The organism is Paenalcaligenes sp. Me131 (genome assembly GCF_050487225.1).
In the GTDB taxonomy this organism is placed as follows: Bacteria; Pseudomonadota; Gammaproteobacteria; order Burkholderiales; family Burkholderiaceae_B; genus Paenalcaligenes.
Map to the genome: position 1 here is coordinate 25,570 of NZ_JBKQGY010000002.1, position 24,402 is coordinate 49,971.

Below are 24,402 nucleotides of genomic sequence, written 5' to 3' on the forward strand. Positions count from 1 at the left end.
GGCCATTTGTCCGCACAGTTCCCAGCTATACTGTATCCATCGCATACAGACAACATATTCAAACCTAAAATACCCCCCTGCACTTCATGCGCACCGTCTTTCACGCTTCCCCCAACCACACTTACCGTACCCGCTGGTCTTGCCTATTTCGCACGGTATGGATGCTGATTTTTCTTGCCGCTCTAGGATTAGCGCTGGCCAGACTCGCCTTGATGTACTTTCAAGGGCCCGCCAACCTGTCGTTGTTTCAAGCAGATGTAGGGCGTGCATTCTGGATAGGTTTACGCTTTGATCTTAAGTTCTTGGCCATCTTAATAGGGCCTTTTATTTTGATCAGCATGGTGTTTTATAGGGTCTCAGCAACACTTTGGAAAGCTTTTTACGCCTGCTTCCTGATTTACGCCTTTGTGTTGCTGGTCGCGCTGAACCTGCTGAGCGTGGTGAACTTCTATTACTTTACCTTTTATCAAGGCCCTATTAATGCGCTGATCTTTGGTTTTGGTGAGGACGATACCTCGGCCATTGTGCAAACGATGTGGCACGATTTCCCTGTGGTATCGCTTATCGCACTGATACTCATTGGCAGCAGCATTCAATGGTGGCTGGCTAAACGTTGGGGCCAATATCGACTAACGCATCCGCTCGCACACAGCAGCGCTGCCGGTTTGGCTGTGTTAGTCATTGGTAGTGTGGCGGTGCTGGTGCTACTGGGGCGTGGCAGTATAGGCAAATTCCCACTACGCAGCATGCACATGACGGTGTCACAAGATACGTTTGTGAACAACCTCGTCCCCAGTGGGCTGCATGCGCTGGATTTAGCCCGTAAAGAACGTCGCAGCAATGACTTGGGCAAAGACCCCAACAAAGCATTGCAACTGGCGGGTTTTTCGTCATGGCAAGAAGCCGCCCAACAATGCTATGCCGACTCAAGTTCCTCGCTAGACGAGAACAGCCTGCTATTTCAACGTTACCCGGCAACCTTTAGCGCTGATACGCCTGCTCCCCATGTAGTATTCGCGTTGATGGAGTCTTGGGGACGCCACTTGATGGACTATGACGATCCTAAACACAACGACGTCTTAGGGCAGTTGCGCCCTTGGGTTGAGAGTAAAGCCGACTATTTCGACCGTGCTATTTCCTCAGAAAATGGTACACACCCAAGCTTAGAGGCGGTGTTACTCGATAGCCCTATCTCACCACTCACCCAAAGTCGCTATGGTTATCAAACCTACGACACTTCACGTATCAAACCCTATCAAGACGCCGGCTACCGCACCGTATTTTTAACTGCTGGCCCCGGTAGTTGGCGACAACTGAATACTGCTTTGTTACGCCAAGGCTTTGATGAAGTACATGACGAAAACGACATACGTGCTCGCTTCCCTGATGCGTCTTCCCACACCTGGGGCTTAGATGACGAGTGGATGTTTAAGTATGCCGCCGAGTTGCTACAACAAGCGGATGAGCGCGGCGAAAAAGTCATGCTATTCATGCTGTCTGTCACCAATCACCCTCCTTACCGTATTCCTGCTCACTACACGCCAGCCGCACTAGACACTGCAGCGTTGGGTACAGACATGGCTACCGATGCCGCCATGGGGTTATCCATTTTGCAAACCTACCAGTACGCCAATAACGCACTGGGCGAGTTCCTCAATACCCTCGAGCAACAGAAACTGCTGGATCACACCCTTTTTGCTGCCTCGGGAGACCACAACGGCAGAACGCTATTTGCCTACCCAGACAGCACCAAACTGGCCTATAAGTTTGGGGTGCCTATACTGTTCTACATTCCTACCGCCTACAAACACGGTAACGAGCCTGCAGATCTACATGCGTGGAGCAGTCACCAAGATATTTTCCCAACACTCTGGGCACACTCCCTACCGGAGCAACCGCTACCGCGCTCATCAGGTCGCGATCTCTATACGCCAGTAGCCCCTACCGAGGCAACCGCCGTGTCGCTATCGTCGTCTGATGGCGGTAATGGCATCTCCATCAGCGACAACGGCGCGATCAGTAACTTGTGGAGACCCCGCTATTTGAACTGGAATGAGCGTGGCGAACTACAACCTACGGACGCCCCTTCTGCCCAACTTGTGGCACAAGGCAAACGCCAGTTGGCTTGCTTAGCGCTAAGCGATTGGCGCATTCGTCATCAGGCCATTTCGGCTACGCAGCCTAAGCACTAATACCAGCAACAATCAGAATACGAGACTACCCATGACCACACAAACAACCTCCTTACAGGCTTTGCATCAACAACTACGGGATGGCACGCTAAGTGCCCACGCGTTGATGCAAGAATGCGCTCAGCAATACGCTCAACACGAACCTGTGTTGCACGCCTATAAACACTGGAATGGCGACGCCGCACAAAAACAGGCTACAGCCATTGATAGTTTGCTTAAACAAGGCATTGATCTGGGCCCGTTGATGGGAATCCCTACCTCTGTTAAAGACTTGTATGGTGTGCCTGATATGCCTGTATTTGCGGGCTCATCGCATGCGTTGCCCAGCAACTGGCAACAAGCTGGCCCCGTTGTACGCAGCCTGTTATCTCAACTTGCCCCCATTACCGGAAAAACCCACACGGTGGAGTTTGCTTTTGGCGGAATAGGCACTAATGCCCACTGGGGTACTCCCGTTAACCCGTGGTCAGTACAGGGCGAACATCGTGTTCCTGGTGGCTCAAGCTCAGGGGCTGGGGTCAGCCTACTGCAAGGCAGTGCCTTGTTGGCGCTGGGTACAGATACGGCCGGCTCAGTACGCATACCCGCCTCGTTTACCGGTACTACCGGGTTAAAGCTGAGCGCTCAGTTGTGGTCAAACCAGCATATTGTGCCGCTATCCCCCACTCTGGACACCCCCGGTTTATTAGCGCGTAGCGTAGAGGATTTGGCGTTTGCATTTTGCGCCATGGATAGTCACATCAACCACGATGACAGTACGGTACCAACACTGCATGGTCTACAAGGGTTGCGTATTGGTGTGCCTGAACACTTCTTCTGGGATGAGGTATCCCCCGATATTGAGCAGCTCATACGTCAAACTTTGAGCCAATTTGAGCAATGGGGAGCCACCTTAGTGCCTGTACAGATTCCTCACTGCAATGAGGTGTATGACGTATTTAAAGTAGGTGGATTAGGCGCTCCTGAGCTATCCGATCTTCTGCACAACAACTTGCCTGACTGGCTAGACCGTTTAGACCCTATGGTGCAAATGCGTGTAGAAGCCGCCAGCACCATGACCTCCAATGAGTACCTACGCCGACGTCGCGTACTACGCACAGGTGCCGAGCAAGTGAAACCGCTGTTCCAAATGGTGGATGTAGTGATGACGCCTACTATCGCTATTGCACCGCCCACAATTGAGGCTATGCGCCACACCGACGCCTACCGTCACGCTAACCTGCTAACACTGCGTAATACCTCTATCGCCAACTTGCTGGACTTGTGTGCGTTGAGTATGCCGGTCGGGGCTGACAGCTTAGGCTTGCCCGTAGGCTTGCAATTGATGTGCGCCAACAAACAAGAGCGACGCTTGTTATCTATTGGGCGTGCCATAGAAAAGCAACTGGGTACAGGACAGCAAATTTTAGGAACACCCGCGCTGTAACCCTTGTGTTTGCGCACAACAAACAGGCCGCATCATGCGGCCTGTTGTGTTATTCACCCATCACAAACGCTAAGTTCGCCGCCGCTATTAACGATGCGCTGTGCGCATCCACTTGTGCTTGCTTGGCTAATAACACAGCACTGGCGGCTTCAGTCGCCATAGTAATAGTGCCCACACCGACTTGGTACGCATCCAAGGCAGCGTCATACGCCGTCTCTGCTGCATGCACTAAGTCCGTAGCGGTTTGATAACTTTGCAATGCTGAGTCCAGCATGGTTTCGGCAGCAATAATTTCACGCAACGCATCACGCTGCAACGCTTGCAAGGTGTTTTCTGCTTCTTGCCTATGGATCTCGGCTTTACTTAATAACGTACTGCGTAAGCCACCATCAAAGATAGGAATGCTGACACCTACCAACACCCCGGTAGAGGTAGAGCGGTTGGTTAAGCCAGGTAAAGGAATAGGCAAATCTTGCACATCAAACTGTGTACGGTTTTTCGCTAATACCGCCCCCATGAAAACGCTAGGCATAAAATCTGCCTTGGCTACTTTCACGCCCGCCTCTGCAGCCTTTAACGCTGCATACGCTGCCGCCACATCATCACGCTCTAGAATGGCTTTCTGTAATACCTGCTCAGTCATAGGATCGGACGGTGCAGGGAGTCGGTGATCGGCGGCGGATGCAATATTGACCTGCTCGGCGGGGTTCACCCCCACCACTTTCAACAAGGTTAGGTACGCATTTTTCTCTAAACCTTGGCTAGTCACCACATACAACTTGGCTTGAGCAACGGCTTGCTGCGCCATCACTAGGTCTAAACGTGTCGCCACACCTGCATTCAAACGCGCCGTCACAGCGTCTTCGACTGCTTGGTAATTTTTCAGTGCTTCTTGCGCAAGCTGCGCTCGGTGTCTGGCGGTGTTGTACTGGTAAAACTGATCCGTCACATCGCGTATCACTTTCTTATGCACCGCATTGAACAGCACATTACTCGCGAAGGAGATGTGTTCAGCCCCCTCTAGCAAGGCTTCGCGCTTACCAAAATCAAACAGCAACCACCCCAAGGTCAATGCGGGTACCACGCCCTCTACAGACGTACGAATGCGATCACCACCACCCAGATTCGCCAATGGTGAAGGGCTAGATGAACGTTGGTGACCAGCAATAACGCTAGCGCTCAACACTGGCAAGAATGTAGCTTCTACCAAACCTACCGACAAGGCCGCTTCACGTGCTCGGTTCCATGCCTGTCGCGTTTCCATGTTGTTGCGCTGACCCAAGTCTATAAGCTCAGCCAAACTGTACTCATGCCCTTCTTCCAGCGTTACCCCGGCAGGTTGGTAAGCCATAGAGGCCACCATGCTCTTATTGCCCTGCCACGGCTTATCATGTTGTGCGGGTGCTCGCTCTATGCTGGTGTAAGCACAACCACTGAGCAACGCCCCCAGCACAATCACCGTTATCCGTCGTAATGCCGTTGTACGTAATGGCTCTTTCATTCTTGTCCCTTTGCCATAGCCAACGACCCTAGAGTGTCCGTTGCGCTATCCAACAGCTGTTGATCCAATTGTTCTAAAGCATGTACTAAGTCGGCTGCCTGCTGCTCGCTAACCTCGTGCGGCGGAAAAGCCGCCTGTAAATACAGGGTTTCTAATGCATCAGGCATGGTTAACAGCAATTGTTGCTGCTGTGTAGCGGGCCGTAAGGCTGCTGGCTCGAAATGCCGCATCACCAGTTGCTCTCTGACCGTAGCTATCTCGCCCATGATGTACTCACCCACATCCTGCCATTGTGACGCTTGCCAAGCTGGCTGCTCAGATGCTTTCTCTCGCCACCACCCCAACAACTGCTGCAAACGCTGCGTCACCGCTTTATTCGTACTCCACGGCCACACACGCGTAAACATCACATACATCACGGCATTACCCAGTAGCACACCTAAAATACGATCCATGGCAACAGACAGCTCTACGTCAGGCCCAAAGCCCTGTAGCACTGTCAGTAAAAATGCCAAACCTATTTGTACCCCGGCATAAGAAATGCGCTCTGACCCCACTGACACCCATGCCGCGCATAACGTGCCAGCAAACACCAGCAGCATCAATTGGCCTATAGAGGTCATATACGGCATCAACAGCAACAACGATCCTACGCCCAGTGCCGCACCGATCAAGCAGCCCACAATACGCAAGGTCAGCTTATGTACGGTTTCTCCGGTAGTACCCAACGCCACCACATAGCATGTGATCATGGCAGTGTGTATGTCTTGCCATTGCAAGGCGGTGTACACCAAATAGCAAATAATGGCCGCTGCCGTCGTCTTCAAGGCGTAGTACTGGTATGTAGGATTCGTGCGCGCATCTGGCAAGAAAAATCCCGATGTTGGAATTTTCTCTCTGGATGGTGTTAGCTCTACAATATGCAGGACTAAACCCTCTACCCGTTGCCATGCACGAGAAGGAAGTCGCAACGTGGGAATGCTTTCTTCGCTCACCACATCTGCTCGTAACACCGCGTCAGCCCAAGCCTCACAACGCTGCGCCAGCCACTGGGCACTTTCCTCGTCCCATTGCTGTGGCGATCGGAGCAAGGCTTTGCACGCCAACAGCAACTGATAACTGTTATGTTGCAATGCCTGCAAACGCTGCAACTCTGCGCGCGAGCTCAAGCTAAACAACTTCACAAACACAATCGTTTTAGTCAGGAAGTCATTACCTTCACGTAGCGCTGTTTCTAACGCCTCGGTAGTACCCTGACGTCGCAAGGTAGCCGCGATCAATTGCAACCGTTCGGCCAGACGCTGACGCGTTAACCGGCGCGGTGATGGCCCGACCACAGCCAAAAATGCCAGCAGCACGCCCATGGGCACTAGCGTCATTAACCACGCATAAAGAATGGCGCGTGTAGCGATCTCACCAAATGGCACATACCCCACCAACGTCATGATGAATGCCACCACCAACGCCACAATACTGCCTGCAGGCCCAAGCTTACTCGCTACACCTAAGTACAAGAAAACAAAAGACCCTACGGCAATAATGATCATGATCCACAGCGGGCTTTCTACCGCCAAGCGTGTGAGCATCACTAACATCAATACCGCCACCGACACCAGCACACAAATGCCTAAGGCCATCAACATGCTTTCTGCGGTATTAGGACGGATCAAAAACAGCACCAAATAACAACCGATTGCCACGAGCGGTATTTGGTAAATCATGAACATCATGGCGGTGAGCGAACAAATGGCCGCCACACGCCACGCCATAGCTAGCCTACCTTCAAAAGGCAATAATTCCGTTTTGATGGCTTGCCACAATGCTGCCGACATTAGGGCTCCTGACACGCATCGCCAGAGCGTATGGAGACCGAGGCTGATGCACCCATGCGCATCAATTCAGCAGGAGGATTATCCAATTCAATACGTACAGGGAAACGCTGTGCCACTCGCACCCAGTTCAGTGATTTCTGCACAAAGGGCAATGAGCGCGGCAACGACAACATGTCTTCGGTACTTACCCCCCAACCTATATCTACCACCTTGCCTTCTATGGTGCGCTGAGGCGCCATCATGGTGTAAACCGTCGCGCATGAGCCCAACGCTATAGCAGGCAAATCGGTTTCGCGGTAATAGGCCGTGGCAAACCAATGATCTGAATTAATCAAGGTGAATAACGACTGGTCAGGCAACAAGCGTTCGCCCTCTGACACATGTAGGCCCACTACCAACCCATTATTAGGGGCGCGTATAACAGTGTCATCTAAGGCTTTTTCTGCCAATGCTAACGCGACTTGTGCGACTTCTAAGGTGGCTTCAGCTGCTGCCGTTTCACCAATGAGAGCCTCTGCCGCTTCGGCTTGCGATTGTGCTTGAGTGAGGCTCACGCGCGCATCACGCTCTACCGTTACCGCCGTATCTAACTCTTGTTTGGTCACATAGCCTTTTTGAGCCAACGGGCGCAAACGTTGTACGGTCCGGCTCGCTAATTCCAAATTCGTCTGTGCTCTACGTATTTGCTCATCGGCAATCGATGCATTAGAGGTTTCAGCGCGTATATGACGTTTAATGGTGGCTAAGGTTGCCGTGGCGACAGCCACTTCGGCTTTTGCTTGCTGCACACGCAACTCATAGACGTCGGGATCTAACCTAAACAGCACCGCATCTTTAGTAACGCGATCCCCTTCTTTAACATTTAGTTCTATGATTTTCCCGGGTACAGCAGAACTAATATGTACGATTTCTGCTTGAATAGTGGCATCTTCAGATACTGGGTGGTTTTTAAGAAAACCCCAAAAAAGATACCCTATGCCTATTGCCAAGGCGACCACCAGCACAGCAATTACCCGTGCCAGATTTTTTTTCGCAGGATGCTGTCTGGTATCAGCCATAACGATCAACGCGGAGAATAAATAAAAGCGAACGCCATGGCGCATAACACCACCATGGACACATAAACCAATAAACGTGCAGGTAGGTATTCTTCTATGCCTGTACGTATCAGCCCCCATCTAATCAACAGCACAATAGGGATAGCCACACCTACGCCTATTAACCAAGACGGAAAATACGAACCGAATAAAAGAAAAGATGGTGCTCTAGCCTGGCCACACCCAGATAAGGTCGCTATACAAAAAAGAAACAACAGCTTAAGGGGTTTCATTCACAATACCTTTGAGCCAGGACACGACAAACTCGTAAAATGCAAACAAGATAGTAACACTGCCTATACCTACCAAACGATGCCCTTTTGGGCTTTCAGTAGAATAAAGACAACAGAGGAAAAACCGTGGAACTGATCAGTCTTATTCTGACCATTTTTATTGCCGTTTTAATTAGTGGTGCCATATTACGGATTTTACCCATTCCCTTTCCATTGCCACTTATTCAAATTGCCTTAGGCATGCTGATCTCTGGGGTATTCAATGAAGGGATTACGCTTAATCCGGATATCTTCTTTTTCCTCTTCTTGCCACCGCTCTTGTTTATGGATGGTTGGCGTATTCCCAAAGACAGCCTGCGCCGAGATAGGTTAGGTATTTTTCATCTTGCCTTTGGCTTGGTACTCATTACGGTTGTAGGTTTGGGGTACTTGATCAATTGGATGATCCCAGCCATGCCTTTACCTGTAGCCTTTGCCTTGGCGGCTATTGTGTCCCCCACAGACGCCGTAGCGGTGTCTGGTATCACCCGCAAACTGCCTGTACCCAAACGCATCATGTCGCTCTTAGAGGGTGAGGCGCTATTTAATGACGCTAGCGGTTTGGTGGCCTTCAGGTTAGCAGTAGCCGCGACAGCCACTGGCACCTTTGTGTTGTCGTCGGCCACCCTATCTTTTTTATGGGTAGCCATCGTAGGGCTGGTAGCCGGCATGGTGGTTGCCCGCGTTCTGATCTTCTTACGCAACCAATTCATCCGACGCTATGGTGAAGAAGCCGGTTCAGAAATCCTCTTTAGCCTGCTCATGCCGTTTTGTGCCTACATGCTGGCCGAACACCTAGAGGCATCGGGGATTCTTGCTGCCGTGGCCGCGGGCATTACCTTGGCTCACTCTGACCTCTCTGGTTTGGAAGGCGCCATGACCCGTGTACGTCGTTACGTTGTGTGGGACATGCTGCAATTCACCTTGAATGGCACGATGTTCGTGTTACTCGGTGAGCAGTTGCCAGGGATCTTCCATGGCGCGATGGATGTAGTACGCGAAACCGGTCACCAAAACCCTAGCTGGATGCTGCTCTATGCCTTGGTCATTTGTATCGTGCTGTCGCTGTTCCGATTCGTGTGGGTGGCTGCCATCTTATGGGTATTAAACAAACTGCCCAAACGCTATCGTCCACAAAACCTACCTGAACACTTGAGTTCTCGTGTGCTGTGGCTCATCTCGTTTGGTGGTGTAAGGGGCGCCGTGACCTTAGCGGGTGTGATGTCGTTGCCCTTAACGCTAGGGCATAACACTCCCTTCCCTGCCCGAGACTTAGCGGTATTCCTCGCCGCCAGCGTGATTATTGTCTCGCTGATTACAGCCAGTATTGCGCTGCCTTATTTCCTAAAAAATCAGGCCAAAGCCCAGTACGCTGAGCGTGAAGAGCAACGTCTATTAGCGTGGAATAGCGCCCACGACGAAGCCAACCGCATCCTCTCTACCCTTGTGGAAAAAGAAAAAGAGCTATACCACGATTTCTTTGAGCATCATGGCGAAGACACCCTGCAGCGTGTGCTCGATAATCTGCATGAAGCGCTAGGCAGCCCCGATCACTCCGACACTCAAAGTGTGACGCGTCAACAGTACGAGATGGAAATGCGTCTGACCAAAGCCGCTTTGCACGCGGCTCGCAGCACTATTTTCAAGCTCGCCAGACAACAGAAAATCTCTGATGAACTCGCGCGCGAAATGACGCATCGCCTAGACATGAACGAAATGCGTTTGGGATAAAAATAGGTTATCCCCCGACCCTGTGCATAACACTGAGGACAAGGCGGGGGTAATAGCCTCAACGCTAACAACGACGTTAGCTCGCTATATGCTGGTCAAAAATTGATCAGCTTACAAAAAACGGCGCTTCATCCATACGGCTTCGCCACCATAGCTTTCACAGGTGGCCGCAGAGGCCACTTGCGCCTCAAAACCGTAGCGAGACCAGAAAGGCGTAGAGCCTTGCACCGCAATCAAACTCACCGATGCAATACTCATACGTTGCACGTTGTCCATCACATGCTGCACCAATAGATTCGCCACCCCTTTGCCTCTGGCTAAAGGAGAAATCGCTAAGTCGTGTAAATGCCAGCTTTTGATCGGCAAGCCCGCTTGCAGGTTTTCGTGCAAACCCGGTGGTTCTTCGGTATGCCAAGGGTGATTCAGCAAATAGCCCAACACCGTATTGTGATCATCCACACACACCACGTTGTGTTGCGGTGCCGATGCCCATTTGCTACGTAGTACCGCTTCATCCTCAAGAATATCTGCTGCATACGACTGGGCTTGAATGCGCAAAATCTCAGCCCAGTTAGCAGATTCTATGATTTGAATCCTCATAAAACACTCTTCATCAACAACAAAACATGCTGCGTAAACACAGCCTTACTAGCGATGATGACGTCTTTTATGTTTGTTGTGGTTGTGTTTATGCCAACCGTTGTCCTGTCGGTGCGAATGTCTGCCGGCATGACGGTGCCTAGAAGGCTCTGAGGTCAACACGTTACCCAGCACGCCACCTGCCGCTGCCGCACCTAATGTCACGCCGGTATCACCATCAGACAGCACTGCGCCTACGGCGGCCCCTAACCCTGCACCTATCACCGTATTGGCAGTTTTATCAGAGACTGCCCATGCCGGCGCAACCAACACCACCGATAAACTAGCTACCGCCATCAACCGTGTACAAATTTTCATGCTACGTTTACTCCGTCTGCGCACCTGCTGTGCCACCTATTACACTGATGGCAACCGTAGCATGAAGCCCCAAACCCCTTGTTGCCATTTGCAACAAAGCACAGCTAAACGTGTAAATTACTCAGTAAAAAAACACTACTACCACTAGTGCTCCCCTGTCGCCGTAGTGATTACTACCCTCTGATACCAATAGCGTATATCCAGCCAAGACGATAGAGATAAAATGCTAGGCATCCGTTATAAGAAGGAATTTCTGTGCTGATACCGCCTACTCGTTCTACGTCTAAAAACGTATCGCAAGCGTTAATTTTGATTGTTGAAGACGAGCACGAAATCGCTGCCATTTTAGAAGCCTATCTTGAACGCAGTGGCCTACGTACGGCCCACGCCCCTGATGGCCATAGTGCATTAACGCTGCATCAAAGCCTTAAGCCCGATCTCATTTTGTTGGATATACAGTTACCCGGTATAGACGGCTGGCAAGTGCTGAATGAAATACGCCATAAAAGCGATACCCCCACCATTATGCTGACCGCGTTGGATCAGGATGTGGATAAGTTAATGGGGCTGCGCATCGGTGCTGATGACTATATTGTGAAGCCCTTTAACCCCGCCGAAGTCGTCGCACGGGTTCAAGCGGTATTACGTCGTACGCGTGTACAAGCGCTAGATACCCGACAAGTCATTCGTGTGTGCGACGTCCAGATCGACCTGGAAAGCCACGAGGCTTGTGTGTTCAAGAATGACCAAGCGATCACACTTGAGATTACCCTCACAGAATTCAAGCTCTTGGAATGCATGATGCGCACGCCCAATCGTGCTTTTTCTCGTAGTGAACTGCTAGAAGCCTGCTTGCCTGAGGGGGATTCATTAGAACGCACCGTAGACAGCCACATCAGCAAGCTGCGTAAAAAAATCGAACAATTAGGTATAGAGGGAGTGCCAGCCAGTGTACGTGGCATAGGCTATAGATTTGGAAGCCGCTCATGAGTCAGCGCTTTGGCCTGCGTCGCCTTGCCATCCTCTCGCTCAGCCTATTGGTATTTTGCGTACTCTTACTGTGCTTTGTAGGCTCCTACGTGTTCTACAGCATACTGGCGATCTACTCGCCAGACAGCATAGACGAAGACACCATGTTTACCGGCGTAGACGTGGCGTGGTTAGGCGCGATCTTCATCATCACGCTAACCAGTGCAGCATTCATTGCCATCAAGCTGTCACGGCGCATTTTGTCGCCACTGGAATCCGTCATACAAAGTCTACGCCAAGTAGCCGAAGGCAATCTGCATGTGCGCGCTATTTCCAGCAAAAACTCACCCAATGAAACCTCACAGTTGGTGGATGACTTTAACTCTATGGCTGAGCGTTTAGCATCCATGGAAACACAACGCTCATTCTGGAACGCTGCCATTGCGCACGAGCTACGTACTCCTGTGACGATTTTGCGGGGGCGCTTACAAGGCCTGACTGACGGTGTCTTCACACCCGACGCCGCCTTATTTCAAGGGCTTCTACACCAAGTGGAAGGGCTAAACAGGCTGATTGAAGACTTACGAATCCTGAGCCTGAAAGAAAGCGGCCATTTAGAACTAGACCTCTTTCCTGTCAATTTAAGTGACGACATAGAATCAGTCGTACAGATGTTTAAACCTACGCTTGAAGCCAGAGGCTTTAGCGTGAAAGCACACTACGAAAATACCCGCGACGTGCGGTGCGACCCCGTGCGTATCCGTCAGGCGTTAATTGCCTTACTTGAGAATGTACAAAAACATGCACTGCCCGGCGAAGTAGTGGTCAGTGCCTACGCAACGGATCACCAGTGCTGCATCAGCGTCGCAGACAGCGGCCCAGGTATAGAGCCAGAGCAAGCCCTGCATATTTTCGATGCCTTCCATCGCGTAGAACCTTCTCGCGCTCGTCATAGCGGCGGCACAGGATTAGGGCTAGCGGTGGTCAAAGCCATTGCAGAAGCGCATGGCGGTACCGCATCGTGTCAGGCCTCGCTCAATCACGGTACCCTACTACGTATAGAGTGGCCGCTTTAGCAACATTTCACATGCCAAAAACTAGTGGATTACCCTAGGTTACTGGCGTATCATCGTGCTCTTTCGCACTCAGGCAATGAGTGCAATGACCAGAAAACCGCCCATGACGGCACAGGAAAAATCTTCCTGAGCGATAAAATGCCATGCCCGAACTGGTCACAATCGTATTTAGTTGTAACTTAATCCCCTTAAAACACCCTCCAAAAGCAGCATGCTTATTGGGTGTTCTCAGCTAAAAAAACTGTCACTTTAGCTTACATAATAGGGGCAAAGCCGCGACTGAAAACGCCTTTATTCGCCTCCCTTAACGTGTTCAACTGCTACATGGAAGGGAAAGTATTAGGCGAAATAGCCACAGAGTTGCCGCACACAAATCCACTACATATGGTGTATACTCTCAGCCGTAAACACTATATATAGATGTATATCTAGTGACCAAGCTTTCTACACAAAAGATGTGCTAACGCGCTGACCTATTGCTTTCTACGTTCTTTAGGTACACCCGCCTCCTCTGATCGAGGCAACATTTCTTTCTTTTGTGCATCACACAGTCCAAACACATTTTCCAGGTAGCCAAATGAACCAAACCACACAAATGATGGTCACTAAGCGCGATGGACGGGTTGAACCCATCGACCTAGACAAAATTCATCGCGTTATTGACTGGGCCGCCAAAGACCTGAACAACGTATCCGTTTCCCAAGTAGAACTGCAATCGCATATTCAGTTTTACGATGGCATCCGTACCAACGATATTCACGAAACCATTATTAAGTCAGCGGCAGATTTGATCTCTGAAGAGACGCCCGACTACCAATACTTGGCCGCTCGTTTAGCGATATTCCACTTACGTAAAATTGCCTACGGCCAGTTTGAGCCGCCTCACCTGTACGATCATGTGAAGCACCTGACCGAAATCGGCAAATACGATCCTCACCTATTGGCTGATTACAGCCGTGAAGAGTTTGATCAGATCAATGACTTCATTGATCACTGGCGCGACATGGATTTTTCCTACGCTGCCGTCAAACAGCTGGAAGGTAAGTACTTGGTGCAAAACCGAGTCACCAAACAGATCTACGAAAGCCCGCAGATGTTGTACGTGCTGGTCGCAATGTGCTTGTTTGCCAAGTACCCTGCCGAGCGCCGTCTGGACTACATTCGTCGCTTCTACGAAGCCATCTCACTGTTCAAAATCTCGTTGCCTACGCCTATTATGTCTGGCGTGCGTACACCCATGCGCCAGTTCAGTTCTTGCGTATTGATTGAGTGTGATGACAGCCTAGACAGCATCAACGCAACCACTAGCGCTATCGTCAAATACGTATCGCAACGTGCTGGTATTGGTATTAACGGTGGCCGCATCCGCGCGCTGGGTAGCGAAATCCGTGGCGGCGAAGCCCAACACACAGGTTGCCTGCCCTTCTTCAAAATGTTCCAAGCGGCCGTTAAATCGTGCTCGCAAGGTGGCGTACGCGGTGGTGCAGCCACATTGTTCTACCCACTGTGGCACTTGGAAGTTGAGTCACTGCTGGTACTGAAAAACAACCGTGGTATTGAAGAAAACCGTATCCGTCACTTGGATTACGGCGTGCAGATCAACCGTACGCTGTATCAGCGTCTGATCAAAAACCAGCACATCACCCTGTTCTCACCGCACGATGTGCCTGATCTGTACGAAGCATTCTTCGCAGACCAAAATGAATTCGAGCGCTTGTACACCCAATACGAACAAGACAGCTCCATTCGTAAACGCAGCATGCCTGCGGTAGAACTGTTCTCGTTGATGATGCAAGAGCGTGCCAGCACTGGCCGTATCTACATCCAGAACGTTGACCATTGCAATACACACAGCCCATTTGATTCCAAAAAAGCGCCGGTACGTCAGTCCAACCTGTGCATGGAAATCTTGTTGCCTACCAAACCACTGGAAGACATCAACGATCCAAACGGCGAAATCGCACTGTGCACGCTATCTGCTTTCAACTTGGGCGCATTGGAGTCCTTGGACGAGCTGGAAGGCTTGGCCGACCTGATCGTACGTGCATTGGATGCACTGCTGGATTACCAAGACTACCCCGTTAAAGCGGCACAAATCTCTACCGAGAAACGCCGCTCATTGGGCGTAGGTGTGATCAACTACGCGTACTACTTGGCGAAGAACAACACACGCTACTCCGATAACAGCGCATTGGGCCTGACACACCGTACGTTTGAAGCTATTCAGTACTACCTGCTCAAAGCGTCCATGCAATTGGCGCAAGAGTTTGGTCCATGCGAAGCTTTCAACGAAACCAACTACGCTGCTGGTTTGCTGCCTATTGATACCTACAAAAAAGACTTGGATGGTGTCAGCGCCGAAGCCCTGCAATACGACTGGGAAGCACTGCGTGCCGAGATTCTGAAACACGGTCTGCGCAACTCTACACTGACGGCCTTGATGCCTTCAGAAACGTCCAGCCAGATCGCCAACGCGACTAACGGTATTGAGCCTCCACGTGGCGTGGTATCCGTTAAGCAGTCCAAAGACGGCATCTTGCGCCAGGTTGTTCCTGAGCTAGATAGGCTCAAAAACCAGTACGAATTGTTGTGGCAAATGCCTAATAACGATGGCTACCTGCGTTTGGTAGGCATCATGCAGAAGTTTGTGGATCAGTCCATTTCTGCCAACACCAACTACGACCCTCAACGTTTTGCCGATGGTCGAGTTCCGATGCAACAGCTGCTCAAAGACTTGCTGCACGCTTACAAGCTGGGCGTGAAAACGCTGTACTACCACAATACCCGCGATGGAGCAGATGATGCTCAGGGCGTAGCAGCCGAAGACGACTGCGCAAGTGGCGCGTGCAAGATTTGATACTGAGGTACTCCAAAGATGAATGACAGTACTCAACCAAGTACTTACAGTACTTTTTCGCGTAACGATAACGACCAGCTCAAAGAACCTATGTTCTTTGGGCAGCCGGTTAACGTTGCTCGTTACGACCAGCAAAAGTACCCAATTTTTGAAAAACTGATTGAGAAGCAACTCTCGTTCTTCTGGCGTCCTGAAGAAGTCGATATCACGCAAGACCGTATCGACTACCAAAAACTGCCAGATCACGAAAAACACATTTTCATCAGCAACCTGAAATACCAAACGCTGCTGGACTCCATTCAAGGGCGTAGCCCCAACATGGCGTTCTTGCCATTGGTATCGTTGCCTGAGCTAGAAACATGGATTGAAACGTGGGCGTTTTCTGAAACCATTCACTCACGTTCCTACACACACATCATCCGTAACATCGTGAACGACCCTTCCGTCGTTTTCGATGACATCGTACGTAACGAAAACATCAAGCTGCGCGCTGCCGATATTTCGTCCTACTACGATGATTTGATTCGTGATGCCATGCTCTACTCGCAACTGGGCACAGGCAAACACATCATCAACGGTGTAGAGCACGACATTAACCTCTACGCGCTGAAAAAACGTATGTACCTGTGCATCATGAATGTGAACATTCTTGAGGCCATCCGTTTCTACGTGAGTTTTGCGTGCTCCTTCGCGTTTGCCGAGCGCAAGCTGATGGAAGGTAACGCCAAGATCATTCGCTTAATCGCGCGTGACGAAGCCCTGCACCTGACTGGCACACAGCACATTCTGAACATCATGCGCTCTGGCCAAGATGACCCTGAGTTTGCACAAGTGGCTCAAGATTGCGAACAAGAGTGTTTTGACATGTTCAGAGACGCTGCTATTCAGGAAAAACAATGGGCAGAATACCTGTTCCGTGACGGTTCCATGATTGGTTTGAACAAAGATATTTTGAGCCAGTACGTTGAGTACATCACCAACATCCGTATGGAAGCGGTGGGCTTGAAACCGGCGTTTGAGCGTATCAAAAACAACCCAATTCCGTGGATCAACACCTGGTTGTCTTCGGATACGGTACAAGTTGCACCACAAGAAGTAGAGCTTAGCTCGTACTTGGTGGGTCAGATCAACGCCGAAGTTTCGGTAGATGACTTGAGCAATATCGAACTGTGACCACCGTCACCACCAGCAGTACAGTCATCCGTGTCCTAGACGGGGAAAGCTTGCTGGAGGCATTGGAACGCACAGGCCATGAGGTCGAATTCCAATGCCGCAGCGGCTACTGTGGCATGTGCAGAGTTCCGTTAATAGACGGCGAAGTGGATTATCCCGATCCGCCGTTGGCCTTCATAGGCCCTTCGGAAATTCTGCCCTGCTGCTGCCGCGTAACCAAAGCGATTACCATAGAATGCAGAATCACCCGCGTACCCGAGCAATTGCAGTTTGATATGCCCGGTAAGCAGTTGGAACTGCCAGAAGAATAGTGTACCTCTGCATTGGGCCACACACTTAGTGGCCCTCCTCCACCCGCATTTTCAACAAAGGTGCCAATGCACTGTGAATGGTAGTTGTTATGTCGGCATTACGCATACCTATATACACCAACGTATTCATCGCATTCTCGGACCGTGAAGTGGCTCGTACAATCCTCACACGACCACCCGCCAAGTGCACCAGAGCAGTGCCGTGCCTATCCGTGGCCACCCAGCCCTTAACGCGAATAACTGCTTTAGGCAAATTTCTCAGTGCACGAATAAGTTCATCTGCTTCCAATACGCCCTGACTAGACCATACGCCCCCTTCAAACGGATGATCTGGCTCATGATGCAAAGCATGCCCTATAGATGCCTGCCTAATCACATCTACTGCTTGCGTTACACCCAAATCATCACGGAGCAGCCTAGACATTGGCAGCTGTGCCTGCTGTGTTTGCATCATGGCCATATCACCAAACTGTTGCCGAAGACGCTCTTGAACCGACTCTAGTGCAGCTGTTGATATCAGATCAATCTTGTTTATCAGTACTACACTGGCCGCACTTATTTGTCGCTCTAATGTATCGCCCAACAAAAGATCATCCAGTTGCGTCACGATATGCTCTGCATCCACCAGCGTAATTACAGCAGCAAGCTGCAACATAGGCTCAGAGAGCCCCACCTGCGCAATACGACCTGGATCAGACACCCCGCTGGCTTCAATAACAATCAAGTCCATCGCCGGTGTACAATCCAGAACGCGAATCAAAGCATCCTCAAACCCCGATCCCACGGAGCAACACACACAACCATTAGTCAGGCTCAGCGTTTCACCATCATGCCCAGCCACCAATGCTGCATCTACATTCAGTGGACCAAAATCATTGACTAGCACTCCTATACGCAGGCCATCAGAATGCGTCAGTAAATGATTCAGCAAGGTGGTTTTACCTGCTCCAAGAAAACCACCAATCACTACTAAAGGAATAGCCTGCATCATAGTGACGCCCTGGGCACATCAAATGCTCGCCCTCCCACCATCGTACCTATAATCACCACATCCTTAAGTGATTCAGGCGCCATGCTTAACGGATCATCCTCCAAAACACAGAAGTCGGCATATTTCCCAACCTCCACTGAACCAACTTTGTCATCCATACCTAACGTATACGCGGCACCTAAGGTAATGGCCCGTAAAGCATCCGCTACACTTATACGCTCACTTTCTCCCAACACTCTCCCCGAAGCAGTAATGCGATTGACTGCACACCACGCCGTAAAAAACGGTGCTAATGGGGTGATAGGTGCATCGGAATGAATGGCAAATGGAATACCCAGATGCTGTGCCGTTGCACATGCATTCATACGGTTTGCTCGATCAGGCCCTATCGTCGTTTCTGTATGAGCATCCCCCCAATAGAAAATGTGATTGGAAAATAAATTAACGCATAATCCCAATTTTTTGATACGCCTATATTGTGCGGGAGAAGCCATTTGACAGTGCTGCAATGTATGACGATGATCCAAACGAGGCTGCAATGCCAAGGCCCTCTCAAGCGCATCCAGCGTAACCTCGGTGGCCTCATCACCATTGGTATGTATATGTAGCTGTACACCTGCTTTGTGGTATTGCTCAACAATGTATGACAAGTCTGCTGGCGAGATGACCCAAATACCATTTGGCGCACCATTGTAATACCCTGGCCACAAGACTCTGGCGGTGAACCCTTGAATAGCTCCATCTACGACCAATTTAACAGCGCCCAAATGTAATTTTTCATGGTTGTTGGCTTTTAGGCTCTCCAACCTGCTCAAACACGCTTCTACATCCCGACCAAATAGCAGCCCTGATGCTGCTGGCACAATACGCACGGGGAAATCGTTGCGTCTAGTTTCCTGCGCTAAAGAAAGAATAGAGGCTTCCTGTAACTCATTCACCAGATCTGTCGCTGTCGTGACTCCTGCCGCCACAGCAATCTGACCAAAGAGCCTGAGACATTCAGCGCTTTGCCCCAAAGAGCGAAACGGATTACCAATGAGACGAATCACAGGGAACATGGCTGCAAACTCACACAACTCACCGGTGGGCTCCCCGTTTTCAAACCTCGTGATGCCCTCAACATCTGTATCACGATCAATGCCAGCCATCCTCAATGCCACGGAATTCACATTCATTAGATGCATACTGGCATGCATAATGACCACCGCCTGTTCACCCGGAATATCATCCAAATCGTTTATGGACATACGCTGCTGACCTAGGTAGATAGGATCAAACCCCCAGGCGATAAGATGCTGCCCCGGATTCAACTCTTGTTGAGCCTGTGCTAACCGCTGCACCACCTCCTTCGTAGTTTTGAGCCCCTTCCAGATACTTCCATCCGGCCCACGCCTGTCATAGAACCCCACATACACATAGAGCCACACTACACCCTCATGCAAATGACAATGCCCCTCCACCAAGCCTGGCATCAACACCTTTTCAGCATAGCGTTCATCCGTACCTGCGCTTCCCCATGCCTCTGCTTGTTCTGCTGCTCCTACAGCGAGGATTCTACCGTTGCACACAGCCACATGCGTGGCTACAGGCTGTGCTGGATTCATCGTCAATATTTTTCTTGCTTTATAGACTGTGACACCCTGCATTACATCCCGACTCATAGCACTCCCTCTCTTATGTAACCATTAGCCACTTGCCGATCCAAAGGGGTGACTACTTGCCCCCCCTCCGCGTTGACGAAATGACAAGCAACCTTATGACCCGGCACCACCTCACGTAACACGGGGGACTCCTTCTCACACACAGCCTGTTTCACTGGGCATCGCCCCGCAAAACGGCAACCCATAGGTAAATTGATAGGGCTGGGTGGATCTCCTTTAAGTCGTATACGGTTCAGTGCCCTTTCGCGCCCACCCACCACCGTGGGTACAGCAGACATAAGTGCCACACTATAAGGATGTAGGGGACGTGAGAAAAAATCCTCCCGTGAACCATGCTCCACAATTTGCCCTAGGTACATCACGGCGATGTCGTCACAAATATGCTCCACCACCGCCATATCGTGACTAATGAACAGAAACGACTGTCCACGCTCTTTCTGAATACGGCGTAGAAGGTTCAAAATCTGCGCTTGAATCGCTACATCCAATGCAGATACGGGTTCATCGCACACCACCAATTGCGGATCAGTCGCTAATGCCCGCGCAATATTCAACCGCTGACGCTGACCTCCAGAGAATTGATGAGGAAACTGCATCTGCTGATCTTCACGCAACCCCACCAAACTAAACAGCTCTGACACTTTTTGCTGTTGTTCAGCCGGCGAACCTATACCCTGTAAGCTCAACGGCATACGTACGATGTCCCCCGCTCTTTGGCGAGGGTTCAAGGAGGAGTATGGGTCTTGGAAAATGAATTGAAAATGGCGGCGTTGCCTACGTAGTGCCTCCCCCTCTAGTCCAGTAAGGTCTATCCCATCAAAATGGATGGTGCCAGCTGTCAGCGGCGCCAAACGCATGACAGAAAAAGCAGTGGTGGTTTTGCCCGATCCAGACTCACCAACGATGGCTAAAGTTCTGCCATGCAATAAATCAAAATCCACACCATCTACCGCATGCACTTTTTTCTGAACGCCGCCCAAACCCGGGCGGCCTATATCAAAGTGCACTTTCAACCCTTTTACTGACAATAACGTGTCTGGCTGCGGTACAAATACACTCTCAACTGATTTACTTTGTTCGAAAACATCAACAGAGGTCATGCTTGTTCTCCATATAACCAACAAGCCACACTCTGGCTAGAAGCTATCTTGAAGGAAGGCGGAAATGCGACACCACATTTATCTAGGGCCACGCTACAACGGTCAACAAAAGGGCAGCCTTTACCTCGCTCCCAAATAGACGGCACCACACCAGCGATTTCAGGTAGATCTGGCCGTTCATCAGTAGGCGCTGGATCCAACTCAGGCAAACAAGCAATTAGCCCCTTGGTATAGGGATGGCAAGGCGTGGAGAGCACCTCATCAGTTAGGCCCTCTTCTACCACCCTGCCGCCATACATCACTACCACACGATCTGACATTTCTGCCACCGCCCCCATATCATGGGTAATCATTACAATGGCAGTACCGCGACGCGCCTGCTGCTCCCGTAACAAATCGAATATCTGCGCCTGTACGGTCACATCCAACGCCGTCGTCGGCTCATCAGCAATTAACACATCAGGATCACAAGCCATCGCCATTGCTATCATGACGCGCTGACGCATACCACCTGACATCTCATGGGGATAGTTATCTATTCTTTGCTCTGGTGCTGGGATGCCAACAGACTGTAGTATCTCCACCGTTTTAGCTCGTGCCTGTGCACGGCTCATCCCCTGGTGTCGCCGTAAAGGCTCACTAATTTGGTCCCCCACTGTATAGACAGGATTCAACGCTGTCATAGGCTCTTGGAAGATCATGGATATCTTATTACCCCGGATTCTGGACATTTCTGCCGCATCATACTGAGCCAAATCCTCGCCATGTAAATAAATGGCACCAGTGGGAATACTCACTTTCTCAGGCATTAGTTTCATAACCGCCAGCGCCGTCATGCTTTTACCGCAGCCTGACTCGCCTACCAAGCAAATTGTTTCCCCTGCGCGAACCTCAAAGTTAATATCTTTCAGAATATAGGCTTTACCTGTACGGGCCGTCAGCTCTACATCCAGTGCCGATATGCTCAGTAAAGGCTCTCTAACTAACTGAGCTACTTCCTCTTTCATTATCATGAACGCTCCCTGAGTCTTGGATTAAACGCATCAGTGAGGCCATCGCCAATTAACGAAACGGATAACACCGTCAAGAAAATCGCAATACCCGGCAATGTGACTGCCCACCACGCCACGAGAATATATGGTCTATTGCTACCTATCATGAGCCCCCAACTCATCATGTTGGGATCCCCTAATCCTAGGAAAGATAAGCCAGCCTCAAATAACACCGCCGTTCCCACCGCCAAGGTAGCTGACACGATCAACGGCGCAATAGCATTAGGCAAAATCACCTTCCAGATAATGCGACCATTACCAGCGCCAATGACGCGCTCAGCCAAGATGTAATCCTGCCGCTTAAGTCTGAGAAACTCCCCTCGTGTCAAACGTGCTGTATTGGTCCAACTGGCCAGGCCAATTGCAATGGAAATAGACCATAAAGTGGGTGAGAACAACGACACTATCACCATGGCAAACAGCAATGCAGGCAATACTTGGAAGAACTCCGTAATACGCATTAAGGTTTCATCTACCCAGCCACCGTAATAGCCTGATACCGCTCCTATGACCACACCAATAAAAACAGCTAGAAAAGCAGCAATGACTCCGGTTAACAATGTGGCCTGACCACCATAGACCATGCCTACTAATAAGTTACGTCCTAAATAGTCTGTACCCAGTAAGCCATACTCTGAGTCTGGCGGCTCCAACGGCAACCCCGTGATCTCAAATGGATCCGCATCCATTAGTTGAGGGCCCAGCACCGTAATACCCACAATCACCATCAGCAATATCAAACCAAATACTGCTGTTGGGTTACGGCAGAAAACCCCTAACGCCTCCTTGAACTGTCCTGCTGGCTTTCCCTTATCTGGAATACAGGACTCTTGCTCTTTGGCGACATGTGTAGACATCTGCGTCATGATTTAATCCTTGGATCGATAATTCGGTAAGCCAAATCCGTGAGTTGATTCATGACCACAACCATCATGGACGCAAAAAACAAAATACCCAGCAGCGTTGGATAATCACGGCGTAACACGGAATCAAAAGATAAACGCCCCAGACCAGGCCAGTTAAAAACCGTCTCTACCAAAATAGCTCCGGCCAACACATTACCGAACTGCATACCTAACACAGTCACTACTGGCAACACTGCATTTCGCAATGCATGCTTATACAAGACTATGCTTTCGGATAACCCCTTGGCTCTGGCTGTACGTATGTAATCCGCAGACAAGGCCTCGATCATGCTTGCCCTAGCCAAACGGCTATATTGGGCGATATACACAAAAGCCAATGTAAAAGCGGGCAAAACCAGATGCTTTGCCACATCCCATACCCCCCCCCAGAAACCATCCTCTAAACCCGGTGTACGCATGTCTGAGACAGGAAAGATAGGAAGCACTGAAGCAAACAGAATAATCAACACTATGCCAGTCCAGAAAACCGGAGCTGAATACCCCACGATTGACAACAGCGTGACCACTTGTGAAAAGAAACCATTAGGACGCCGCGCTGCCAATACACCTAAAAAGGTGCCGACCAAGAACGCCACTAGCACCGCAACCACCACAAGCAGCAGTGTTGCTGGTACACGCTCCCAAATCAATGACACAACTGAGGAGTTAAAATAGTACGACTGCCCCAAATCGCCCTGTAAGACGTTGCCCAAGTAAATACCCAGTTGCACATACAGTGGCTTATCTAATCCAAACTGTTGCGTCAATTTCGTGCGCAACTCTTCTGTCATACCGCCCATCGCTCCAGCAATAGTCTGGACAGGATCCCCTGGCGAGAAATGAATCAACAAGAAATTAAGAACTAACACCGCTAGTAACAGTAGGACGGCGTGCAGTAATCTCTTACACAGGTATCTAACCATAGTATTTCCTCACCTTTTATCCCAAGCACAGATCGTCATAAGGTGACAAGGATTCCCAAGCGTCTGCTGGTCATCGTAGCGCCACATGTCCGTCAACCTTACAGACAAAACAGCACCACAAAAATGTCGTAGTGCCAAACCTCTGTCCTGAACTACGGTTTCTACTCTTTTGAATTGTTCAACTGCTGCGGCCATACACACAGCCTTGGTAAAACGACTCATTCTGGTTGTCTCTCCATTTGTAGTTACTCCTTACTCCCTTAACCGCCTCTATCCTCTTTTCGTATATTCACAACCTCATACCACACAACAAGTATTGTTATTCAATACCTAGGTAGTGTTTAATAGTATATCTGTTACTTCATAAAAAGAGTTA

At 50.2% G+C, this 24,402-nt stretch carries 20 protein-coding genes; 8 read left to right on the forward strand and 12 right to left on the reverse strand.

Annotated features, from left to right (window positions below):
- Positions 1 to 86: 86 nt before the first annotated feature.
- Together ACLPHM_RS08345 and ACLPHM_RS08350 are read left to right on the forward strand one after the other, a co-directional pair.
- Positions 87 to 2,192: an LTA synthase family protein gene (locus tag ACLPHM_RS08345; RefSeq protein WP_430220798.1), complete on the forward strand. Its 2,106-nt coding sequence runs from the start codon at positions 87 to 89 to the stop codon at positions 2,190 to 2,192.
- 31 nt (positions 2,193 to 2,223) lie between these two features.
- Positions 2,224 to 3,618: an amidase gene (locus tag ACLPHM_RS08350; protein WP_430220799.1), complete on the forward strand. Its 1,395-nt coding sequence runs from the start codon at positions 2,224 to 2,226 to the stop codon at positions 3,616 to 3,618.
- Between the two features lie 49 nt (positions 3,619 to 3,667).
- Here ACLPHM_RS08350 and ACLPHM_RS08355 read toward each other — a convergent pair whose 3' ends face one another.
- From ACLPHM_RS08355 to ACLPHM_RS08370, 4 genes are read right to left on the reverse strand one after another with little or no spacing between them, the layout of a single operon-like run.
- A complete protein-coding gene (locus ACLPHM_RS08355) occupies positions 3,668 to 5,119 on the reverse strand; it encodes a TolC family protein (RefSeq protein WP_430220800.1) in 1,452 nt (483 codons plus the stop codon).
- Complete coding sequence (locus ACLPHM_RS08360; protein ID WP_430220801.1) at positions 5,116 to 6,951, reverse strand: FUSC family protein; 1,836 nt, start codon at positions 6,949 to 6,951, stop codon at positions 5,116 to 5,118. Before ACLPHM_RS08360 ends, ACLPHM_RS08355 begins: the two co-directional genes overlap by 4 nt.
- Positions 6,951 to 8,009 carry a multidrug transporter subunit MdtN gene (gene mdtN, locus ACLPHM_RS08365; RefSeq protein ID WP_430220802.1) on the reverse strand — a complete coding sequence of 353 codons (1,059 nt, stop codon included), beginning with the start codon at positions 8,007 to 8,009 and terminating at the stop codon, positions 6,951 to 6,953. The genes ACLPHM_RS08360 and mdtN overlap by 1 nt, the downstream gene beginning before the upstream one ends.
- 5 nt (positions 8,010 to 8,014) lie before the next feature.
- Positions 8,015 to 8,281: a YtcA family lipoprotein gene (locus ACLPHM_RS08370; RefSeq protein WP_430220803.1), complete on the reverse strand. Its 267-nt coding sequence runs from the start codon at positions 8,279 to 8,281 to the stop codon at positions 8,015 to 8,017.
- Positions 8,282 to 8,407: 126 nt separating this feature from the next.
- Here ACLPHM_RS08370 and ACLPHM_RS08375 point away from each other — a divergent pair, with 126 nt between their 5' ends.
- Positions 8,408 to 10,051, forward strand: coding sequence for a Na+/H+ antiporter (locus ACLPHM_RS08375; RefSeq protein WP_430220804.1), 1,644 nt, complete (start codon positions 8,408 to 8,410; stop codon positions 10,049 to 10,051).
- A gap of 111 nt (positions 10,052 to 10,162) precedes the next feature.
- Here the strand turns inward: ACLPHM_RS08375 and ACLPHM_RS08380 are convergent, their stop codons facing one another.
- A complete protein-coding gene (locus ACLPHM_RS08380; protein ID WP_430220805.1) occupies positions 10,163 to 10,651 on the reverse strand; it encodes a GNAT family N-acetyltransferase in 489 nt (162 codons plus the stop codon).
- A gap of 48 nt (positions 10,652 to 10,699) precedes the next feature.
- Positions 10,700 to 11,008 carry a glycine zipper 2TM domain-containing protein gene (locus tag ACLPHM_RS08385; RefSeq protein ID WP_430220806.1) on the reverse strand — a complete coding sequence of 103 codons (309 nt, stop codon included), beginning with the start codon at positions 11,006 to 11,008 and terminating at the stop codon, positions 10,700 to 10,702.
- A gap of 255 nt (positions 11,009 to 11,263) precedes the next feature.
- Here ACLPHM_RS08385 and ACLPHM_RS08390 point away from each other — a divergent pair, with 255 nt between their 5' ends.
- The 5 genes from ACLPHM_RS08390 to yfaE all read left to right on the forward strand — a co-directional run bounded on the left by ACLPHM_RS08390 (position 11,264) and on the right by yfaE (position 17,394).
- Positions 11,264 to 11,998, forward strand: a complete 735-nt coding sequence (locus ACLPHM_RS08390; protein ID WP_430220807.1) for a response regulator — start codon at positions 11,264 to 11,266, stop codon at positions 11,996 to 11,998.
- Positions 11,995 to 13,053 carry an ATP-binding protein gene (locus ACLPHM_RS08395; RefSeq protein ID WP_430220808.1) on the forward strand — a complete coding sequence of 353 codons (1,059 nt, stop codon included), beginning with the start codon at positions 11,995 to 11,997 and terminating at the stop codon, positions 13,051 to 13,053. The genes ACLPHM_RS08390 and ACLPHM_RS08395 overlap by 4 nt, the downstream gene beginning before the upstream one ends.
- A 595-nt stretch (positions 13,054 to 13,648) precedes the next feature.
- Positions 13,649 to 15,910 carry a class 1a ribonucleoside-diphosphate reductase subunit alpha gene (gene nrdA / locus ACLPHM_RS08400; RefSeq protein ID WP_430221381.1) on the forward strand — a complete coding sequence of 754 codons (2,262 nt, stop codon included), beginning with the start codon at positions 13,649 to 13,651 and terminating at the stop codon, positions 15,908 to 15,910.
- An 18-nt stretch (positions 15,911 to 15,928) separates the two neighbouring features.
- Entirely contained in the window at positions 15,929 to 17,083 is a 1,155-nt protein-coding gene (nrdB, locus tag ACLPHM_RS08405) for a class Ia ribonucleoside-diphosphate reductase subunit beta (protein WP_430220809.1), read from the forward strand.
- Positions 17,080 to 17,394 carry a class I ribonucleotide reductase maintenance protein YfaE gene (gene yfaE / locus ACLPHM_RS08410; RefSeq protein ID WP_430220810.1) on the forward strand — a complete coding sequence of 105 codons (315 nt, stop codon included), beginning with the start codon at positions 17,080 to 17,082 and terminating at the stop codon, positions 17,392 to 17,394. Before nrdB ends, yfaE begins: the two co-directional genes overlap by 4 nt.
- Positions 17,395 to 17,419: 25 nt before the next feature.
- On the opposite strand, the gene ACLPHM_RS08415 is transcribed toward yfaE, so the two are convergent.
- The 6 genes from ACLPHM_RS08415 to ACLPHM_RS08440 are packed head-to-tail and all read right to left on the reverse strand — an operon-like array spanning position 17,420 to position 24,026.
- Positions 17,420 to 18,385 (reverse strand): CobW family GTP-binding protein, encoded by a 966-nt coding sequence (locus tag ACLPHM_RS08415; protein ID WP_430220811.1) that lies wholly within the window; start codon positions 18,383 to 18,385, stop codon positions 17,420 to 17,422.
- Positions 18,382 to 20,046 (reverse strand): amidohydrolase, encoded by a 1,665-nt coding sequence (locus ACLPHM_RS08420; RefSeq protein WP_430220812.1) that lies wholly within the window; start codon positions 20,044 to 20,046, stop codon positions 18,382 to 18,384. The genes ACLPHM_RS08415 and ACLPHM_RS08420 overlap by 4 nt, the downstream gene beginning before the upstream one ends.
- A complete protein-coding gene (locus tag ACLPHM_RS08425) occupies positions 20,043 to 21,146 on the reverse strand; it encodes an ABC transporter ATP-binding protein (RefSeq protein ID WP_430220813.1) in 1,104 nt (367 codons plus the stop codon). Before ACLPHM_RS08425 ends, ACLPHM_RS08420 begins: the two co-directional genes overlap by 4 nt.
- Positions 21,143 to 22,159, reverse strand: a complete 1,017-nt coding sequence (locus tag ACLPHM_RS08430) for an ABC transporter ATP-binding protein (protein ID WP_430220814.1) — start codon at positions 22,157 to 22,159, stop codon at positions 21,143 to 21,145. The genes ACLPHM_RS08425 and ACLPHM_RS08430 overlap by 4 nt, the downstream gene beginning before the upstream one ends.
- Positions 22,156 to 23,055: an ABC transporter permease gene (locus ACLPHM_RS08435; RefSeq protein ID WP_430221382.1), complete on the reverse strand. Its 900-nt coding sequence runs from the start codon at positions 23,053 to 23,055 to the stop codon at positions 22,156 to 22,158. Before ACLPHM_RS08435 ends, ACLPHM_RS08430 begins: the two co-directional genes overlap by 4 nt.
- A gap of 5 nt (positions 23,056 to 23,060) precedes the next feature.
- A complete protein-coding gene (locus ACLPHM_RS08440; protein ID WP_430220815.1) occupies positions 23,061 to 24,026 on the reverse strand; it encodes an ABC transporter permease in 966 nt (321 codons plus the stop codon).
- Positions 24,027 to 24,402 lie beyond the last annotated feature (376 nt).

Coding starts and splice junctions, on each gene's coding strand:
- ACLPHM_RS08360 (WP_430220801.1), bottom strand. CDS start 6,951: ATGTCGGCAGCATTGTGGCAAGCCATCAAAACGGAATTATTGCCTTTT.
- ACLPHM_RS08350 (WP_430220799.1), top strand. CDS start 2,224: ATGACCACACAAACAACCTCCTTACAGGCTTTGCATCAACAACTACGG.
- mdtN (WP_430220802.1), bottom strand. CDS start 8,009: ATGGCTGATACCAGACAGCATCCTGCGAAAAAAAATCTGGCACGGGTA.
- ACLPHM_RS08355 (WP_430220800.1), bottom strand. CDS start 5,119: ATGAAAGAGCCATTACGTACAACGGCATTACGACGGATAACGGTGATT.
- ACLPHM_RS08395 (WP_430220808.1), top strand. CDS start 11,995: ATGAGTCAGCGCTTTGGCCTGCGTCGCCTTGCCATCCTCTCGCTCAGC.
- ACLPHM_RS08385 (WP_430220806.1), bottom strand. CDS start 11,008: ATGAAAATTTGTACACGGTTGATGGCGGTAGCTAGTTTATCGGTGGTG.
- ACLPHM_RS08415 (WP_430220811.1), bottom strand. CDS start 18,385: ATGATGCAGGCTATTCCTTTAGTAGTGATTGGTGGTTTTCTTGGAGCA.
- ACLPHM_RS08420 (WP_430220812.1), bottom strand. CDS start 20,046: ATGAGTCGGGATGTAATGCAGGGTGTCACAGTCTATAAAGCAAGAAAA.
- nrdB (WP_430220809.1), top strand. CDS start 15,929: ATGAATGACAGTACTCAACCAAGTACTTACAGTACTTTTTCGCGTAAC.
- ACLPHM_RS08430 (WP_430220814.1), bottom strand. CDS start 22,159: ATGATAATGAAAGAGGAAGTAGCTCAGTTAGTTAGAGAGCCTTTACTG.
- nrdA (WP_430221381.1), top strand. CDS start 13,649: ATGATGGTCACTAAGCGCGATGGACGGGTTGAACCCATCGACCTAGAC.
- ACLPHM_RS08425 (WP_430220813.1), bottom strand. CDS start 21,146: ATGACCTCTGTTGATGTTTTCGAACAAAGTAAATCAGTTGAGAGTGTA.
- ACLPHM_RS08435 (WP_430221382.1), bottom strand. CDS start 23,055: ATGTCTACACATGTCGCCAAAGAGCAAGAGTCCTGTATTCCAGATAAG.
- ACLPHM_RS08370 (WP_430220803.1), bottom strand. CDS start 8,281: ATGAAACCCCTTAAGCTGTTGTTTCTTTTTTGTATAGCGACCTTATCT.
- ACLPHM_RS08440 (WP_430220815.1), bottom strand. CDS start 24,026: ATGGTTAGATACCTGTGTAAGAGATTACTGCACGCCGTCCTACTGTTA.
- ACLPHM_RS08345 (WP_430220798.1), top strand. CDS start 87: ATGCGCACCGTCTTTCACGCTTCCCCCAACCACACTTACCGTACCCGC.
- ACLPHM_RS08380 (WP_430220805.1), bottom strand. CDS start 10,651: ATGAGGATTCAAATCATAGAATCTGCTAACTGGGCTGAGATTTTGCGC.